Annotated in this window: 17 protein-coding genes; 7 read left to right on the top strand and 10 right to left on the bottom strand. The window is 69.0% G+C overall.

Annotated elements, in window-relative coordinates; genetic code table 11:
- Positions 1 to 73: 73 nt before the first annotated feature.
- The 3 genes from ABTV10_RS12125 to pafA form a co-directional block, all read right to left on the bottom strand.
- Positions 74 to 1,051, bottom strand: coding sequence for a helix-turn-helix transcriptional regulator (locus ABTV10_RS12125; RefSeq protein WP_499035004.1), 978 nt, complete (start codon positions 1,049 to 1,051; stop codon positions 74 to 76).
- Positions 1,048 to 2,064, bottom strand: coding sequence for a helix-turn-helix transcriptional regulator (locus tag ABTV10_RS12120; RefSeq protein WP_499035003.1), 1,017 nt, complete (start codon positions 2,062 to 2,064; stop codon positions 1,048 to 1,050). The genes ABTV10_RS12125 and ABTV10_RS12120 overlap by 4 nt, the downstream gene beginning before the upstream one ends.
- Before the next feature lie 79 nt (positions 2,065 to 2,143).
- Entirely contained in the window at positions 2,144 to 3,487 is a 1,344-nt protein-coding gene (gene pafA, locus ABTV10_RS12115) for a Pup--protein ligase (RefSeq protein WP_499035000.1), read from the bottom strand.
- Between the two features lie 87 nt (positions 3,488 to 3,574).
- On the opposite strand from pafA, the gene ABTV10_RS12110 reads away from it, so the two are divergent.
- Positions 3,575 to 5,047, top strand: a complete 1,473-nt coding sequence (locus ABTV10_RS12110; protein WP_499034999.1) for a bifunctional phosphatase PAP2/diacylglycerol kinase family protein — start codon at positions 3,575 to 3,577, stop codon at positions 5,045 to 5,047.
- On the opposite strand, the gene prcA is transcribed toward ABTV10_RS12110, so the two are convergent.
- From prcA to ABTV10_RS12085, 5 genes are all read right to left on the bottom strand, one after another.
- Positions 5,044 to 5,850, bottom strand: a complete 807-nt coding sequence (gene prcA, locus ABTV10_RS12105) for a proteasome subunit alpha (RefSeq protein ID WP_499034998.1) — start codon at positions 5,848 to 5,850, stop codon at positions 5,044 to 5,046. The genes ABTV10_RS12110 and prcA overlap by 4 nt on opposite strands.
- Entirely contained in the window at positions 5,847 to 6,707 is an 861-nt protein-coding gene (prcB, locus tag ABTV10_RS12100; RefSeq protein WP_499034997.1) for a proteasome subunit beta, read from the bottom strand. Before prcB ends, prcA begins: the two co-directional genes overlap by 4 nt.
- A 17-nt stretch (positions 6,708 to 6,724) precedes the next feature.
- Complete coding sequence (locus tag ABTV10_RS12095) at positions 6,725 to 6,919, bottom strand: ubiquitin-like protein Pup (RefSeq protein ID WP_005513229.1); 195 nt, start codon at positions 6,917 to 6,919, stop codon at positions 6,725 to 6,727.
- Between the two features lie 126 nt (positions 6,920 to 7,045).
- Positions 7,046 to 8,545, bottom strand: a complete 1,500-nt coding sequence (gene dop, locus ABTV10_RS12090) for a depupylase/deamidase Dop (protein ID WP_499034996.1) — start codon at positions 8,543 to 8,545, stop codon at positions 7,046 to 7,048.
- Between the two features lie 58 nt (positions 8,546 to 8,603).
- Positions 8,604 to 8,987, bottom strand: coding sequence for a nitroreductase family deazaflavin-dependent oxidoreductase (locus ABTV10_RS12085; protein ID WP_433612997.1), 384 nt, complete (start codon positions 8,985 to 8,987; stop codon positions 8,604 to 8,606).
- Positions 8,988 to 9,107: 120 nt separating this feature from the next.
- On the opposite strand from ABTV10_RS12085, the gene ABTV10_RS12080 reads away from it, so the two are divergent.
- From ABTV10_RS12080 to ABTV10_RS12070, 3 genes are all read left to right on the top strand, one after another.
- Positions 9,108 to 9,767: a HEAT repeat domain-containing protein gene (locus ABTV10_RS12080; RefSeq protein WP_499034995.1), complete on the top strand. Its 660-nt coding sequence runs from the start codon at positions 9,108 to 9,110 to the stop codon at positions 9,765 to 9,767.
- Positions 9,768 to 9,778: 11 nt separating this feature from the next.
- The gene (locus tag ABTV10_RS12075; RefSeq protein WP_499034994.1) at positions 9,779 to 10,804 is read left to right on the top strand and encodes a MerR family transcriptional regulator; all 1,026 of its coding nucleotides are present in this window, start codon (positions 9,779 to 9,781) and stop codon (positions 10,802 to 10,804) included.
- A 67-nt stretch (positions 10,805 to 10,871) separates the two neighbouring features.
- Complete coding sequence (locus ABTV10_RS12070) at positions 10,872 to 11,378, top strand: NUDIX domain-containing protein (protein WP_499034993.1); 507 nt, start codon at positions 10,872 to 10,874, stop codon at positions 11,376 to 11,378.
- Positions 11,379 to 11,396: 18 nt separating this feature from the next.
- Here ABTV10_RS12070 and arc read toward each other — a convergent pair whose 3' ends face one another.
- Positions 11,397 to 13,160 carry a proteasome ATPase gene (gene arc, locus ABTV10_RS12065; RefSeq protein ID WP_499034991.1) on the bottom strand — a complete coding sequence of 588 codons (1,764 nt, stop codon included), beginning with the start codon at positions 13,158 to 13,160 and terminating at the stop codon, positions 11,397 to 11,399.
- Between the two features lie 183 nt (positions 13,161 to 13,343).
- Between arc and ABTV10_RS12060 the strand changes: the two genes are divergently transcribed.
- Complete coding sequence (locus tag ABTV10_RS12060; protein ID WP_499034990.1) at positions 13,344 to 13,832, top strand: WKL family lipoprotein; 489 nt, start codon at positions 13,344 to 13,346, stop codon at positions 13,830 to 13,832.
- 29 nt (positions 13,833 to 13,861) lie between these two features.
- On the opposite strand, the gene ABTV10_RS12055 is transcribed toward ABTV10_RS12060, so the two are convergent.
- The gene (locus ABTV10_RS12055; RefSeq protein WP_499034989.1) at positions 13,862 to 14,716 is read right to left on the bottom strand and encodes a tRNA (adenine-N1)-methyltransferase; all 855 of its coding nucleotides are present in this window, start codon (positions 14,714 to 14,716) and stop codon (positions 13,862 to 13,864) included.
- Between the two features lie 66 nt (positions 14,717 to 14,782).
- Between ABTV10_RS12055 and ABTV10_RS12050 the strand changes: the two genes are divergently transcribed.
- Both ABTV10_RS12050 and ABTV10_RS12045 read left to right on the top strand, forming a co-directional pair.
- Positions 14,783 to 15,688, top strand: coding sequence for a RecB family exonuclease (locus ABTV10_RS12050; RefSeq protein ID WP_499034988.1), 906 nt, complete (start codon positions 14,783 to 14,785; stop codon positions 15,686 to 15,688).
- Positions 15,685 to 16,494: a thioesterase family protein gene (locus tag ABTV10_RS12045; RefSeq protein ID WP_499034986.1), complete on the top strand. Its 810-nt coding sequence runs from the start codon at positions 15,685 to 15,687 to the stop codon at positions 16,492 to 16,494. Before ABTV10_RS12050 ends, ABTV10_RS12045 begins: the two co-directional genes overlap by 4 nt.
- Positions 16,495 to 16,561: the final 67 nt, after the last annotated feature.

The raw sequence follows: 16,561 nt of genomic DNA, 5'->3' as shown, positions 1-16,561 counted from the left end.
CTCGCCGTCTCCACGGGACCCCTTCGGCCGGATCGAGACGACAATTCGGACGTAGCGGGCCAGGGGTCGCGCCTCACGCCCCGAGCGCGTCGTACGCGTCGAGCGCCGCCCGGGCACGTTCGCGTACCGCGTCCACGAGTTCCACCGGCCCGAGGACGCGGGCGACCGACCCGAAACCGAGCACGAGGCGAGCCATCCACTCCAGCGAGCCGTAGCGCATGGTCACCTCGATCGACCCGTCCGACAGCGTCCGCACCAGGTCCATCGGATAGTTGTCGAGGATCCAGCCGTGGGACCCCGAGATCTGCAGGTGCGCGAGCGGCAGCCCGGCGTCGGCGGTGAACAGCTCGAGATGCTCGTCGGTCCCCAGCGCCTGCGCGGGAGGCGCCGACGCCTCCGCCAGTTCCTCGGCCGCGTCGATCCGGTCGAACCGGAACAGCCGGACGCCCTCGGCCTGCCGACACCACGCCTGCAGGTAGGTGTGGTCGTCGACCAGCAGCGAGCGGATCGGATCGACCACGCGCTGGGAGACGGCGTCGCGCGACGCCGAGTAGTACGTCAGGTGCAGCGCGCGATCGTGCTTCAAGGCCGACCGCACAGTCGCGGCGACCGGATTCTCCGGCGTGGCCGCGGACGCGCCATCCTCGTCCGATCCGCCGCCGCTCATCGCTTGGGCTGCGCGTCCCGCGGCCGATTCGATCTTGGCGATCGCGCCCTGCGCCGCCGTCGGATCGACCATTCCCGGCAGTTCGGCCAATGAGCGCAGCGCCACCAGCAGCACCGTCGCCTCGGTCGACGTGAGGCGCAGGGGCCTGTCCATTCCCGCCGAGAAGATCACCGAGACGGTGTCCTCGTCGAACGAGAGATCGATCAGGTCGCCGGGGCCGTACCCCGGCAGCCCGCACACCCACAGCTGGTCCAGATCCTTCATCAGATTCGGCACGGTGACACCCAGCTCGCGTGCCGCCTGCTCCTTGCTGATGCCGGGGTTCGCCATGAAGTACGGCACCATGTTCAGCAGCCGGGCCAGCCGCGACAGTCGGACACTCATCGCTGTGCCTCCACGCTCTCCGCCGCGACCGCGGCCCCCACGGCTGCGGAACGCAGCTTCTCCTTGACCGCCGAACGCAGGGATTCCGGTTCGAGTACGAGTGCGTCGACGCCGTGGCCCGCGATCAACCGAGCCGTCCAGTCCCACGACCGGACCGGGATCTCGAGCACCGCGCCGGGCCGGGACCCCAGTTCCCGCGTGCCCCGGACCGTTCCCAGCCGACGCAGTTCGGTCGCCCGGCCCTCGGCGACCCAGACCACCGCGACGCCCGTGACGGACCCGGCACCGGTCACCGCGTCGACGACGGTCCGCAGATCCACGTCCGCGGGCTTGCGGACGACGTTCGCCGGACCGATCGCCTGCACCGGATCGCCGATGCGCGAGAGCCGGAACGTCCGGGTCGCGTCACGGTCGACGTCGTGTCCGACGAGGTACCATCGTCCGCGCAACGTCACGACGCCCCACGGCTCGACGGTCCGCGTCACGAACGGCTCGGTGGGAGCCCCCCGATGTTGGAAGGTCACCACGCGGCCGGCGTCGATCGCCTCGAGCAGCTGCCGCATCGCGGACTCCGACCCGCGGGTGCGGGCGGGGATCGCCGACACCGGGACGGCAGCCAGTTCCGAGTCGACCTGCACCCCGGCCGCCCGCAGCTTCATCAGCGCGCTCTGCGACGTCGACATCAGTTCGGGCGATCCCCACAGCCGCACCGCGACGGCGACGGCGGCAGCCTCGGCGGCGTCCAGGTCGACGTCGGGCAGCTCGTAGGCGTCCCGGTTGATCCGGTACCCCTCCACGCCCGAGAACCGGTTCGCCTGTCCGGTCTCGAGCGGGATGCCGAGATCTCGCAGCTCGTTCTTGTCCCGCTCGAACATTCGGCTGAACGCCTCGTGACTCGCGGACTCGTCGTAGCCTGCCACGCTCTCGCGGATCTTCTCCGCCGTGAGGAACTGTCGGGTCGAGAGCAGGCAGATGACAAGGTTCATCAACCGCTCGACTTTGGATATCGCCACGCCGCCGAGCCTAGTGGCAAAGGACCAGACCGAGCGGTAGCAAAACGGGCGAACTACCCGGTTGGGACGCTCGGTGCGGTCACATGGACGCGATGAGCCGCTCCACGCGCTCGTCCACCGAACGGAACGGGTCCTTGCACAGCACGGTGCGCTGCGCCTGATCGTTCAGCTTGAGATGCACCCAGTCGACCGTGAAGTCCCGACCGGCGTCCTGTGCGGCGGCGATGAAGTCGCCGCGCAGCTTGGCGCGTGTGGTCTGCGGCGGCGTCTCCACGGCCGCCTCGATGGTCTCGTCCTCGGTGACGCGCTTCGCCAGGCCCTTGCGCTGCAGCAGATCGAAGACGCCGCGGCCCCGCTTGATGTCGTGGTACGCGAGGTCCAGCTGGGCGATCTTGGGATCGGAGAGCTCCATGCCGTACTTGTCCTGGTAGCGCTGGAACAGCTTGCGCTTGATCACCCAGTCGATCTCGGTGTCGACCTTCGCGAAATCCTGGTTCTCCACGGCGTCGAGCGTCCGGCCCCACAGGTCCACCACCTGATCGACCTGCGGATCACGCTCGCGCGTGCGCAGATGATCGACGGCCCGGGAGTAGTACTCGCGCTGGATGTCGAGCGCGCTGGCCTGCCGACCGCCGGCCAGCCGGACCGGGCGACGACCGGTCATGTCGTGGCTCACCTCGCGGATCGCGCGGATCGGGTTGTCGAGCGCGAAATCCCGGAACGGCACCCCGGCCTCGATCATCTCGAGCACCAGGGCGGCCGTCCCGACCTTGAGCATCGTCGTCGTCTCGGACATGTTGGAGTCACCGACGATCACATGGAGACGGCGGTACTTCTCGGCGTCGGCATGCGGCTCGTCGCGGGTGTTGATGATCGGCCGCGAGCGCGTGGTCGCCGACGAGACGCCTTCCCAGATGTGCTCGGCGCGCTGCGACAGGCAGAACGTGGCGGCCTTGGGCGTCTGCAGGATCTTGCCGGCGCCGCAGATCAGCTGCCGCGTCACCAAGAACGGAAGGAGCACATCCGAGATTCTCGAGAACTCCCCCGCCCGCACCACGAGGAAGTTCTCGTGGCAGCCGTACGAATTGCCCGCCGAATCAGTGTTGTTCTTGAACAGATAGATGTCGCCGCCGATGCCCTCCTCGGCGAGCCGCTGCTCGGCATCGACCAGCAACTCTTCGAGCACACGCTCCCCCGCCCGATCGTGATTCACGAGCTGCAGCAGGCTGTCGCACTCGGCGGTCGCGTACTCGGGATGCGATCCGACGTCGAGGTACAGACGGGCGCCGTTACGGAGGAACACGTTGGAACTGCGGCCCCACGAGACCACCCGCCGGAAGAGGTAGCGGGCAACCTCGTCCGGGCTCAGCCGTCGATGACCGTGAAAGGTGCAGGTGACACCGAACTCGGTCTCAATTCCCATGATTCGTCGCTGCACACTTCGACACTACAGCGCCGAACGCGATTGCCTTGCCGTTCAGGATCAGCCGCGCGGCCATAGGGTGGGAACGTGGCCGAAGTGAGATATTTCCCGGAACGTACCGACCGCGTTCTCATGCGACTGAGCACCGACCTGCGGCCGTCTCGGCTCGACGGTGGGCTGCGGGCACTGAGCACCTCCGCGAACCACAGCGTGCTGTGGATCGGGGTCGCGGCCGCCCTCGGATTGGCCGGTGGACGGCCCCGCCGGGCGGCGATCCGCGGGATCCTCTCGGTGGCCGGCGCCAGCGCGCTGACCAACGCCGCACTCAAGCCGTTGTTGCCGCGTCGCCGCCCGCCTGCGGGGACGCCGCAGTTCACGAACAGGCGTGGGCTGCCGACGCCGCGCTCGTCGTCGTTCCCCTCTGGGCACTCCGCCTCCGCCGCCGCCTTCGCGACCGGTGTGGCGCTCGAATTCCCGGTCGCCGGGGCGGCACTCGCTCCGCTGGCAGCCGCGGTCGCCTATTCGCGGGTGCACACCGGCGTGCACTGGCCGTCCGACATCGCGGTGGGCATGGGCGTCGGCAGCGCCGTCGCGCTCGCGACCCGACGGTGGTGGGCGGTGCGGGACGAGGAACCCGCGACGCTCGGCCCCGAGCGCAGCACGCAGGCGCTGTCCGAGGGCGACGGGATGATCGTGTTCGCCAATCCGGGCTCCGGCACCGACGACGGCTCCATTCGGTCCGAGCTCGCGGCGACACTGCCGAAGGCCGAGGTGGTCGAGTTCGACCCCGACCGCGATTTCGACGCCCAACTCGACGAGGTGATCGCGGCGCGGTCGCCCAAGGCCGTCGGAGTGTGCGGCGGCGACGGAACCGTCGTCACCGTGGCGTCCGCCGCCGTCCGTCACGACCTGCCGCTGGCGGTCTTTCCCGGCGGAACCCTCAACCACTTCGCCCGCGACGCCGGCGTCGGCGACATCGCGTCCACCGCCGAGGCGATCGCCACGGGCAGCGCCGAACTGGTCGACCTGGGGCAGGTGCAGGTGGACGGCGGGCGCGCGACGGCGTTCGTCAACACGGCCAGCCTGGGCGGTTACCCCGACTCCGTGCGGTTGCGCGAGCGCTGGCAGCCCCGGCTCGGCAAATGGACCGCCGCGGCGCTCGCCATGGCTCGGGTCCTCGCCCGGGCCCAACCGCTCAACGTGACCATCGACGGAACGCGGCACTCGATCTGGATGCTGTTCGTGGGGAACGGACGCTACTCCCCCGTCGATCAGGTGCCGATGTCCCGGCCCGAGCTCCACCGCGGCACGCTCGACGTGCGGTACATCCGGGCCGACCAGCGGTTTTCCCGCACGCGACTCGTGGCCGCGGCGCTCACCGGAACACTCGGGTCGTCGGCGACCTACGTGCAGCTGAACACTCCGGCGACGACCGTGGAGATTCAGGACGACGCCGTCGCTTTGGCGACCGACGGCGAGGTGGTCGCCGACGGCCGCCGGTTCGAGTTCCGGAGCGAACCCCGCAGCGTGGTCCTGTACCGGAGCCTTCCGACCGACTAGTCCTTGCCGGTCGGGGTCTCCGGCTCCTCGCCCTCACCGGTCGAGGCTCCGCCGGTATCCCCATTGTCGGTGTCCGCGGCGGGGGCCGCCGGAGCCGGCAGCATCGCTTCGAGCGCGGCGCCGGTGATGCGGCGGAACGCGCGTCGGGGCCGGGACTGGTCGAGCACCGCGACCTCGAGCCCCGACACCCCGAGGGTGCGCCGCTCGCCTTCGCCGTTGCCGCTCGACGTCCCGTTCTGAAGTGCCTTCACCGCGACCGAGACGGCCTCGGCGAGTTCCATACCGGGACGGTACGACTCGCGTAGTGCCGTCACGATCGGGTCGGTGGTACCGCCCATGACGACGAACTGCTGCTCGTCGACGATCGACCCGTCGTACGTGATCCGGTACAGCTGCGCCTGCGGGCCCGACCCGTGCGGACCGACCTCGGCGACGCAGATCTCCACTTCGTACGGTTTGGGCTGTTCGGTGAAGATCGTGCCGAGGGTCTGCGCGTACCCGTTCGCCAGCGAGCGTCCAGTCACGTCCCGTCGGTCGTACGAGTATCCACGCATGTCGGCGTGGACGATTCCCGCCCGGCGGAGGTTCTCGAACTCGTTGTACTTGCCGACGGCGGCGAACCCGAGCCGGTCGTAGAGCTCGCTCACCTTGTGCAGCGCGGTCGACGGGTTCTCCGCGACGAACAGGACGCCGTCGGTGAACGTGAGCACGATGACGCTGCGCCCGCGCGCAATTCCCTTGCGCGCCAGCTCCGAGCGATCGCGCATGATCTGCTCGGCGGAGGCGTAGTACGGCAGCGTCATCGCGGGGTGCGTCCTTCCTCGGTGCGGCCGGCCACGACGGCCCGGGCCAGTTCGGCCGTGCGCTCCGCGGGCACGTACGCCGCGCCGGCGGAGGAGATCGTCACCGCGGTTGGATAGATCGAGCGGACCATGTCGGGTCCGCCCGTCGCGGAGTCGTCGTCGGCCGCGTCGTACAGCGACTCGATCGCCATCCGCAGCGCCGAATCCTCGTCGCCGCCTTCCCGGTACAGCTTCTTGAGCGAGGCCTTCGCGAACAGCGAACCGGACCCGACGGCGTGGTACCCGGCACGCTCCTCGTACCGGCCGCCCACGACGTCGTACGAGACGATGCGACCGGCCTTCTCCGGGTCGGGAGCATCGAGATCGAAGCCGACCAGCAGCGGCACGACCGCCAGCCCCTGCATCGCCGCGCCCAGATTGCCCCGCACCATCGACGACAGCCGGTTGGCCTTGCCGTCGAACGTGAGCTGGACGCCCTCGATCTTCTCGTAGTGCTCGAGTTCGACCGCGAACAGGCGCACCAGTTCGATCGCCACACCAGCGGTACCGGCGATACCGGCCGCCGAGTAGTCGTCGGTGACGAACACCTTCTCGACGTCACGGCTCGCGATGAGGTTCCCCATCGTGGCGCGACGGTCACCCGCGATGACGACGCCACCGGCGAAGGTGAGCGCCACGATCGTGGTGCCGTGCGGCGCGATGTCCGCCGAATCACCGTCGGAGCCGGTGCGGCTCATGTCGATTCGATTCCCGGGCAGCAGCTCCGGTGCGTGGATGCGCAGGTGCTCGGAGAACGACGAGATGTTCGACCCGTAGGTGAACCCGGTGTTCATACCGAGGCCGTCGACCGACGGCACCCCTGCACGATCCGCCCTCACTGGCCGCCCTTCTGGACGTAGGCACGAACGAAGTCCTCGGCGTTCTCCTCGAGCACGTCGTCGATCTCGTCGAGCAGATCGTCGGTGTCTTCCGCCAACTTCTCGCGACGTTCCTGCCCGGCCGCGCCCTCACCGATCGGGGCATCGTCGTCGTCGCCACCACCGGCGCGCTTGGTCTGCTCCTGGGCCATAGCCACCGACCTCCTTCTCACCGCGGACTCGTCGACGCATGTCCGACGAGTCCTGCTCGGACCCTAACCCTACCGATGGTCGCTGCCCATGGGGCGGCAAGCACGCGGCGCGACTCGCTGGTGTGATCAGTTCGTAAGCTGATCCACCAGCTCAGCAGCCGTGTCCACCGAATCCAGAAGCTTGCCGACATGGGCGCGGCTGCCGCGCAACGGCTCGAGTGTCGGGATCCGCACGAGCGATTCGCCGCCCAGATCGAAGATCACCGAGTCCCAGCTGGCGGCCGCGATGTCCGCACCGAACCGGCGCAGGCACTCGCCGCGGAAGAACGCACGGGTGTCGGTCGGCGGGTTGTGCACCGCGTCGAGAACCTGCTGCTCGTCGACGAGTCGTTTCATCGACCCACGCGCTACCAGGCGGTTGTAGAGGCCCTTCTCGAGCCGCACGTCGGAGTACTGCAGGTCGATCATGTGCAGTCGAGGCGCCGACCACGACAACCCCTCGCGGCTCCGGAAGCCTTCGAGCAGACGCAGTTTCGCGGGCCAGTCGAGCAGATGAGCGCACTCCATCGGGTCGCGCTCCAGCAGATCGAGCACCATCGCCCACTTGTCGATGATGTCCGCGACGCGCGGATCGTCGTTGCCCTCGCGGTCCACGAACTTGGCCACCCGGTCCAGGTAGACCCGCTGCAGCGCGAGCCCGGTGAGTTCACGACCGTCGGCCAGCGCGACCGTCGCGCGCAGTGTCGGATCGTGGCTGATGTGGTGCACGGCGGTGACCGGGCGGGCGAGTTGCAGGTCCGAGAGATCGACCCCGGCCTCGATGAGATCGAGCACCAGCGCGGTGGTGCCCACCTTCAGGTACGTCGACATCTCGGCGAGATTCGCGTCGCCGATGATGACGTGCAGGCGGCGGTACTTGTCGGCGTCGGCGTGCGGTTCGTCGCGGGTGTTGATGATCCCGCGCTTGAGCGTCGTCTCGAGTCCGACCTCGACCTCGATGTAGTCGGCGCGCTGGGACAGCTGGAAGCCTGCCTCGTCGCCGGACTGCCCGATGCCGACGCGTCCGGAACCGCAGATCACCTGCCTGGACGCGAAGAATGGCGACAGCCCGGTGATCACCGCCGAGAACGGCGTCTCCCGGGACATCAGGTAGTTCTCGTGGGTGCCGTACGAGGCGCCCTTGCCGTCAACGTTGTTCTTGTACAACTGCAGGCGCGGGGCACCGGGGACGCTGGAGGCGTGCCGGGCGGCGGCCTCCATGACCCGCTCGCCGGCCTTGTCCCAGATCACCGCGTCGAGCGGATCCGTCACCTCCGGAGCGGAGTACTCGGGGTGCGCGTGGTCGACGTACAGCCGAGCCCCGTTGGTGAGGATCATGTTGGCCGCACCGACCTCGTCGGCGTCGATCACGGGCGCCGGTCCGCCCAGGCGACCCAGGTCGAATCCGCGCGCATCGCGCAGCGGCGATTCCACCTCGTAGTCCCACCGCGTCCGCCGCGCACGGGGCACACCGGCCGCCGCCGCGTACGCGAGGACGGCCTGCGTCGAGGTCAGAATCGGGTTCGCCGAAGGCTCGTTGGGCGACGAGATGCCGTACTCGACCTCGATGCCGATGATCCGCTGCATGGCACGAGCCTAGATCGTTCTGCGCGTGCGCATCCGCGGACCGCGGTCGGCGCGGCGTTCACGCCCCCTCCTGTCGGCACTGCAGATACTGGTCCGCGCCGATTCGGCGGAGCACGACGGCCACCGGACCGGGCGCCCACCGGGCGGACCGGTCGGTCTCGAGTTTCGGGTCCACGAGGTGCACAGTCCGCCCGCGAACGGTGATGTCGCACTCGCCCGCCGCGAGGGTGTTCCGCACCCAGTCGCTGTCCACGCCGTAGGTCATGGCGAACCGGTAGCCGTTTCCGATCCGGAACGCGTTGACCGGCGTGGTGTACGTGCGACCGGACTTCCGCCCGCGATGGTGCACCAGCGCGAACCCCGGCAGGTGCCCGGCGACGCGGACCACCACACGATTGAGTCCTACCCGGTTGGCCCGGGCGAGTGAACGTGGAAGGGGCACGATGCCACCACCTCTCGTCCGTGCCAGCGTATCCCCGGCGCCGACACGCCACCTGACACCGAACGCTTGACCCTGACACAGTGACAAGGACTCGGATGGTCGACGAAGGAGGTGGTTGTCGTGAACACAACCAACCACGGTGGGCGCAATGCCCATCTCGTCGACGCTCTGGCCGCGGCCGATTCGTCGAGTCGGCTGCAGGCCGCGCTCGCTGCCGGTACACATCGCGATCCCGATCTCGCGGAAACGCTCGTCGTTCGGTGTGCCGTCGAACCGGACTTCTTCGTCCGGGACATGCTGACCTGGGCGTTGTGCCGTCTGCCCGCCGAGATCACGGTGCCGCGACTGGTCCACGAGCTGGGGTCCGATCACGTGCAGGCCCGCAGCCAGGCCCTGCACACGCTGTCCAAGATCGGCGACCGAGGCGCTTGGTCCGCCGTCTCGGCGCTGCTGCACGACGAATACGACGACGTTGCGCGCAGCGCCTGGCGGGCGGCCGTGGCTCTGGTGCCGCCCGGTGGCGAGGGCGCACTCGCGACCGATCTGGCGTCGGGGCTGGGCCGTGGCGACCGGGACATACAGCTGAGCCTGAGCCGTGCGCTGGTCGCACTCGGAGAGGCTGCTCTGCCGGTGCTCGATGCCGCCACGGCGAGTCCCGATCCGCGGGTGCGCGCCCACGCGGAGGCCACCGAGCGGCTGTACCGCGACCCCGACAGCGCGTTCACCCTCTCGGTCGAGATGGCCAGGCGCATCGCGGTCGCCGGTTCGGACACGGAATAGGAGGAGACGGGATGTTGATCGGCGAGGTCTCGCGGCGTTCGGGTGTGAGCACGCGAATGTTGCGCCACTACGACGCGCTGGGGCTGGTGCAACCCACCGGCCGGACCTCGGGCGGCTACCGCGAGTACTCCGCCGACGACATCAGACGGCTCTTCCACGTCGAGAGCCTGAGGACCCTCGGATTGTCGTTGAACGATTCCAAGCGCGCATTGGACGAGCCCGATTTCGCGCCGTCCGATCTCGTCGGAGACCTCATCGGGCACACCCGCCGGCGCATCGCGGCCGAGGAGGAACTGCTCGCGAAGCTCGAACGTGTCGATGCCGCAGCGCCGGCGGCGTGGGACGACGTCCTGCGCATCGTCACGCTACTGCGCGGGCTCGAATCGGAGTCCGCGGCCCGACGCCAGCAAGCGGTCCTGTCCCAGGACGGGGCCGGGTCGCTGCCCGTCGAAGCACTGGTCGAGGCGGCCCTGGCGGAGGACGACCTCAATGTGGCCGGCGCGCTGCACTGGTCGTTGGCGAGAGCCGCCGGTCGAGGTCTCCCGCAGCTGGCCGTCGGACTCGACTCGCAGTCGGTCAAGATCCGACGTCGCGCCACCGCCGCGATTGCCGCGGTGCCGACCGCGGAGGCGACGGTACTTCTGCGACGAGGTCTCGCCGACTCGGACGCCACGATCCGTGCACGCGCGGCACTCGCCCTCGGCTCGCGGGGAAGCCTCGACGCGATGCCCGTCCTCGTCGAGATGGTGGTCGACGGCCAGCGCGATGTCGAGGCCGCCGAGGCGTTGGGTCTGCTGGCGGCGGTCGCCCCCTCGGCCGACGATGTCGTCCGGGCCATGCAGGATCACCTCGACCACACCGATGACGCGCCCACACGGTTGCGGATCACCCAGGCGCTCGCTGAGATTCCCGGCCCAGCGGCCAGGGAAGCTCTCGCCCGACTTGCCGACGACGGTGACCGGACGATCGCGGCCACTGCGACCGCGATCGTGAATGCTCGGGACCGCGAACCGAACCGGCGCCGGCAATCGCGGTGACCGACCGCGTCGAGGTGCGACGCCGTGGTCGGTGCGACCATGACTCCGTCGGTGCGACCATGACTCCATGGACGAAGTGGTCTCGGTCTACGACGAGCGCGGCACCGTGGTCGGTGCCGCGCCACGCACCCGGGTGTACGCCGAGGGGCTCTGGCACGGCAGCGCCGGCGTGCTCCTGCGTTCGCTCGACGGCACCCGCATCTACGTCCACCGGCGCGCACCAGACAAGGCCGTCTTCGCGAGCATGCACGACTGCCTGGCCGGCGGCGTGGTCGATCCCGGCGAGACACCCGAGCTGACCGCCCGCCGCGAACTCGCGGAGGAGCTGGGTGTCACCGGTGTCGAGCTCACCCCGATCGCCCGCGTCGCCTGGGACGGGACGTGGGACGGGGCGCCGCTGCGCTGCCACCTGTACGCGTTCGAGGCGCGCTACGACGGACCGGTCCAGCACCAGGCGAGCGAGATCACCGACGGGTGGTGGTGGACCGAAGATGAACTGCGGAACCACCTGCAGGACCCGGAGTGGCCGTTCGTACCGGACACCCGGGTCCTGCTGGAGAACTACTTCGCCTGACCGATCGTCACGGGTAGGTCAGAGGTACTGCCCCGTGTTGGATTCGGTGTCGATCGCGCGGCTCGCGCTGGCGTTCTTGCCGGTGACCAGTGTGCGGATGTAGACGATCCGTTCGCCCTTCTTGCCGGAGATCCGTGCCCAGTCGTCCGGATTGGTCGTGTTCGGCAGGTCCTCGTTTTCGGAGAACTCGTCGACGATCGAATCGAACACATGCTGGACCCGCAGACCCGGCGAGCCCGTATCGAGCACCGACTTGATGGCGTACTTCTTGGACCGGTCCACGATGTTCTGGATCATCGCGCCCGAGTTGAAGTCCTTGAAGTACAGGACCTCCTTGTCGCCGTTCGCGTACGTGACCTCGAGGAAACGGTTGTCGTCGCTCTCGGCGTACATCCGGTCGACGACCCGTTCGATCATCGCCTTCACGCACGCTGCGCGATCGCCGTTGAACTCGGCGAGATCCTCCGCGTGCAGCGGGAGATGCTCGGTGAGGTACTTCGAGAAGATGTCCTGCGCGGACTCGGCGTCCGGGCGTTCGATCTTGATCTTCACGTCGAGCCGGCCGGGACGCAGGATGGCCGGGTCGATCATGTCCTCACGGTTGGACGCACCGATCACGATGACGTTCTCGAGCCCCTCGACGCCGTCGATCTCGCTGAGCAACTGCGGGACGACGGTGGTCTCGACGTCGGACGACACGCCGGACCCGCGGGTGCGGAAGATCGAGTCCATCTCGTCGAAGAACACGATCACCGGGGTGCCCTCGGACGCCTTCTCCCGCGCCCGCTGGAAGATCATCCGGATGTGCCGCTCGGTCTCGCCGACGAACTTGTTGAGCAGCTCGGGACCCTTGATGTTGAGGAAGTAGGACTTGGCCTCCTTGCTGTCCTCACCGCGGGATTCCGCGATCTTCTTCGCGAGCGAGTTGGCGACCGCCTTCGCGATGAGCGTCTTGCCGCAGCCCGGCGGGCCGTAGAGCAGGACGCCCTTCGGCGGCCGCAGGGCGTACTCGTGGAAGAGGTCCTTGTGCAGGAACGGCAACTCGACCGCGTCCCGGATCTGTTCGATCTGCCGTCCGAGGCCGCCGATGTCGTTGTAGCCGACGTCAGGGACCTCCTCGAGGACCAGGTCCTCGACCTCGGCCTTGGGGATGCGTTCGAACGCGTAACCGGCCTTGGTGTCGACCAGGAGGGAGTCGCCGGGCCGCAACCTGCGCGACGGGGAATCCGGATCCTTGACGACGTCGTCGACCGCGATCTCGGCGAGCGGTGCCGCGAGCCACACGACGCGTTCCTCGTCCGCGTGCCCGACGACGAGCGCGCGCGCACCGTCGTCGAGAATCTCACGCAGAGCACAGATCTCGCCTACCCGCTCGAAAGTGGTCGCCTCGACGATCGTGAGCGCCTCGTTGAGGCGGACCGTCTGCCCCATGGACAACGATTCGGCCTCGACGTTGGGTGAGCACGTCAGGCGCATCTTGCGGCCGGACGTGAACACGTCGACCGTCTGGTCGTCGTGCACGCCCAGGAGAACGCCGTAGCCGCTGGGAGGCTGCCCGAGCCGATCGACCTCCTCGCGCAGGGCGATGAGCTGCTGCCGGGCTTCCTTCAGGGTGTCCATCAACTTGCCGTTGCGGATGGTGAGTGAGTCCACTCGCGACTCGAGCTCACGCAACTGTTCGGGCGATTCCGCGAGTTGCCTACGGAGTGCCGCTGTCTCCGCCCTCATTGCGTCGAGTTCGCGCGCCGCCGCAACCGGGTCCGGATTCTCTGTCGGGTTCATCTGCAGCTCCTCCCAGTCCGATCTATCAACGCTACCGGCACGACGGGCAAAGCGGGGTGCGACACGTGTTCGAACCGCCGCGGGCATCACTCTTCGGTCTCGATTCCCGCAAGAATGGCCATGTTAGCCTTACCTTCCTACCGGCCGGTCGCATGCGATCGACCCCGAACGAAAGGCCTCACCGTGATCATCCGCAAGTCCCTCGTCGCCGCCGGAGTGCTGGTCGCCGCCCTCGGAATGACCGCCTGCGGCTCCGACGACTCGTCCGACAAGGCCGACTCGACCTCGACGGCGTCGTCGGCCACGACGAGCGCGACGACCTCGGCCGCTGCCGCCGCAGCAGCGCCCTCGGCGGAGGTCCTCGAGAAGCAGCTGACGATCTTCTTCGACCCGGCGGCCCCGGCCGCGGCGAAGACGGCGGTGCTCGAGAACGGCGCCCAGCGCACCGCCACGGTCGAGCAGTTCAACGGGGTTCTCGCCGGCTACCCGCTGACGGCGAAGGTCACCGAGGTGAAGAGCGAGAACGGCACCGTCACCGCCGTCACGGAGGTCGCGGGTCCGCACGGCGGAGCGCCGGTTCCGGTCACCTTCACCGAGGCGAACGGCGCGTGGGTGATCTCCGACGCCTCGACCTGTGAGCTCTTCGGCATGGGCCGCGTGAGCTGCTCCTGACTGCTCCTGACGGACCGCCCGCCGCGGCGTCAGCCCTTGCTGGGGCGACGCTGCGGCTTGGGGGTCACCGTGCCCTCGGCGAGCCGGCGCGCGGTGACGAGGAAGGCCGTGTGGCCCTGCATCCGGTGCTCGGGGCGCACTGCGAGGCCGACGACGTGCCAGCCGCGGACCATCGACTCCCACGACCGGGGCTCGGTCCAGCACTCCTGCTCGCGCATCGCCTCGACGACCTTCGACAGCTGCGTCGTGGTGGCGACGTACACGACCAGCACGCCGCCCGGGACGATGGACTTCGCGACCGTCGGGAGCACATCCCACGGCGCCAGCATGTCCAGCACGACGCGGTCCACCTTGCCGCCGGCCGCATCGGCGTCGAACTCGGCCAGGTCGGCCACGGTGAGGTCCCAGTTGTCGGGGCGCTCCCCGAAGAACGTCTCCACGTTCCGGACCGCGTGTTCGGCGTGATCCTCACGCACCTCGTACGAGATGACCCGTCCGGTCGGCCCGACGGCGCGCAGCAACGAGCACGTCAGCGCGCCCGACCCGGCGCCGGCCTCGAGCACGCGCGCACCCGGGAACACGTCGCCCTCGTGCACGATCTGCGCCGCGTCCTTGGGGTAGATGACCTGGGCGCCGCGCGGCATGGACAGCACGTAGTCGGTGAGCAGCGGGCGCAGCGCCAGATACGGGGTGCCGTTGGTGGAGGTGACGACGCTGCCCTCGTCGGTGCCGATCAGCGCGTCGTGCAGGATCCCGCCGCGATGCGTGTGGAACTCCTTGCCCGGCTCGAGAACCACGGTGTACTTGCGGCCCTTGGCATCGGTGAGTTGGACGCGGTCACCGACCTGAAACGGTCCGCTACGTCCCAGTCCGCCTGATGCCATCTCGAGCCCACTCCGTTCGTTCGACCTTCCGACACCGTGTCGGTTCCAGCGCATAGCCTGCCAGGTGTGAGCCCGACAGTTCCGACGCCCCCTGCCTACGTCGATCCCGGCAGCGGCCGAACGCACGACCGGGCGCCGCGGCGCCGGCTCGCACTGTCACCGTCCCGGGCGAGCGATTTCCGGCAATGCCCACTGCTCTACCGGTTCCGCGCGATCGACCGGCTCCCGGAGGCACCGTCGAAGGCACAGGTCAGGGGTTCCGTCGTGCATGCGGCACTGGAGGCGCTGTTCGCCCTGCCGGCCGCCGAGCGGGTGCCGGACCGGGCCCGAGCGCTCGTCGAGGCCGCATGGGAACGACTGCTCACCGAGTCGCCAGACCTCGTGAACCTGATCACACCCGACGAGCGCGGACGCTTCCTCACCGAGGCGCGCCGACTCGTCGTCGGCTACTACAAGCTCGAGGATCCCACCCGGTTCGAACCCGAGGCGTGCGAGCTGCGGGTCGAGACGGAACTCGACGACGGCGTTCTGCTGCGCGGGTTCGTCGACCGCATCGACGTCTCCCCCACCGGGCTGATCCGAGTGGTCGACTACAAGACGGGCCGCGCGCCGTGGGAGTTGGGCGAGACCAAGGCCCTGTTCCAGATGAAGTTCTATGCGCTCGTGCTGCTACGCACCCGTGGGGTGGTACCCGCTCAACTGCAACTGCTCTATCTCGGCGACGCGCAGGCGCTGACGTACCGACCGGACGAGGAGGAACTGCGGAGGTTCGAACGAACGCTCTCGGCCATCTGGAAGGCGATCGTCGCCTCCGGGGAATCAGGTGACTTCCGCCCCAATCCGAGTCGCCTGTGTGACTGGTGCGACCATAGGACCCGTTGCCCGGCCTTCGGAGGGACACCGCCCCCGTACCCGGGTTGGCCGGACGTCTTTCCCGAGGCGAGTTCGGATTTCGAGGAGATGGTCGAGTGAGCGATCTGGCCTATTACATTCCACTCGGAGAAGCGTCGGACGGTGTCGAGCGGTTCGCGTCCACACCGCTGACCGCGAGCACGTGGGCGGACACGATGCAGCACGGCGCCCCGCCGTCGGCGCTGCTGGCGCGCGCGCTCGAGCGGTGCGCGCACCGCGCGGACACCCGCCTGACCCGGGTTGTCGTCGAGATCCTGGGTCCGATCCCGATCAGCGACATCGAGGTCCGCTCGTGGGTCGAACGCCCCGGCAAGCGCGTCGAACTCGTCGTCGCCGAGCTGTGGGCCGCCGGGCCCGACGGCACGTCCCGCGCGGTAGCCCGCGGCACCGGGTGGCGGATGCAGACCGTCGACACCACCGCGATCGTCCACACCGCAGACGCACCCCTCGGCCCGCTGTCGGAGGGCCACGAGGTCGATCTCGGCGGCCCGTTCTGGGGCACCGGATTCGTCACGAGCCTCGACTGGCGCTGGATCCGCGAGATCGGTTGCGACGGCCCGGGGCAGATGTGGGCGCGGCCGAATCCCGTTCTGGTCGAAGGCGAGTCACTGAGCCCGATCCAGCGGCTGTTCACGGTCGTCGACGTCTCCAACGGTGCCGGCGCCAAGATCGATCCCGCCGAGTGGACGTTCCTCAACACCGATCTGACGGTGCACCTGTTCCGGGTCCCGGACGGCGAGTGGATCGGGCTGTCGTCGGAGACGTCGTACGGACCCGACGGTGTCGGCATGTGCGCCGGCGTCATCTACGACGAGACCGGCGCGGTCGGACGGATCAATCAGACGCTCCAGGTTCGCGCCCGCTAGGGCGACGAACGACGCGAGGGCGGCGGCTCCCTGTCGGGAACCACCGCCCTCGCGCTTCGAAACGACT

This window comes from Paraburkholderia sp. RHO2 (assembly GCF_050955445.1).
Taxonomy (GTDB): domain Bacteria; phylum Actinomycetota; class Actinomycetes; order Mycobacteriales; family Mycobacteriaceae; genus Prescottella; species Prescottella agglutinans_A.
This window is presented reverse-complemented; position numbering and strand designations above follow the sequence as displayed.

Bases quoted from the DNA above. Each gene is read 5' to 3' on its own strand.
- ABTV10_RS12070 (WP_499034993.1), top strand. From the start codon at position 10,872: ATGGACGAAGTGGTCTCGGTCTACGACGAGCGCGGCACCGTGGTCGGT.
- ABTV10_RS12055 (WP_499034989.1), bottom strand. From the start codon at position 14,716: ATGGCATCAGGCGGACTGGGACGTAGCGGACCGTTTCAGGTCGGTGAC.
- prcA (WP_499034998.1), bottom strand. From the start codon at position 5,850: ATGACGCTGCCGTACTACGCCTCCGCCGAGCAGATCATGCGCGATCGC.
- ABTV10_RS12095 (WP_005513229.1), bottom strand. From the start codon at position 6,919: ATGGCCCAGGAGCAGACCAAGCGCGCCGGTGGTGGCGACGACGACGAT.
- ABTV10_RS12125 (WP_499035004.1), bottom strand. From the start codon at position 1,051: ATGAGTGTCCGACTGTCGCGGCTGGCCCGGCTGCTGAACATGGTGCCG.
- pafA (WP_499035000.1), bottom strand. From the start codon at position 3,487: ATGGGAATTGAGACCGAGTTCGGTGTCACCTGCACCTTTCACGGTCAT.
- ABTV10_RS12075 (WP_499034994.1), top strand. From the start codon at position 9,779: ATGTTGATCGGCGAGGTCTCGCGGCGTTCGGGTGTGAGCACGCGAATG.
- arc (WP_499034991.1), bottom strand. From the start codon at position 13,160: ATGAACCCGACAGAGAATCCGGACCCGGTTGCGGCGGCGCGCGAACTC.
- dop (WP_499034996.1), bottom strand. From the start codon at position 8,545: ATGCAGCGGATCATCGGCATCGAGGTCGAGTACGGCATCTCGTCGCCC.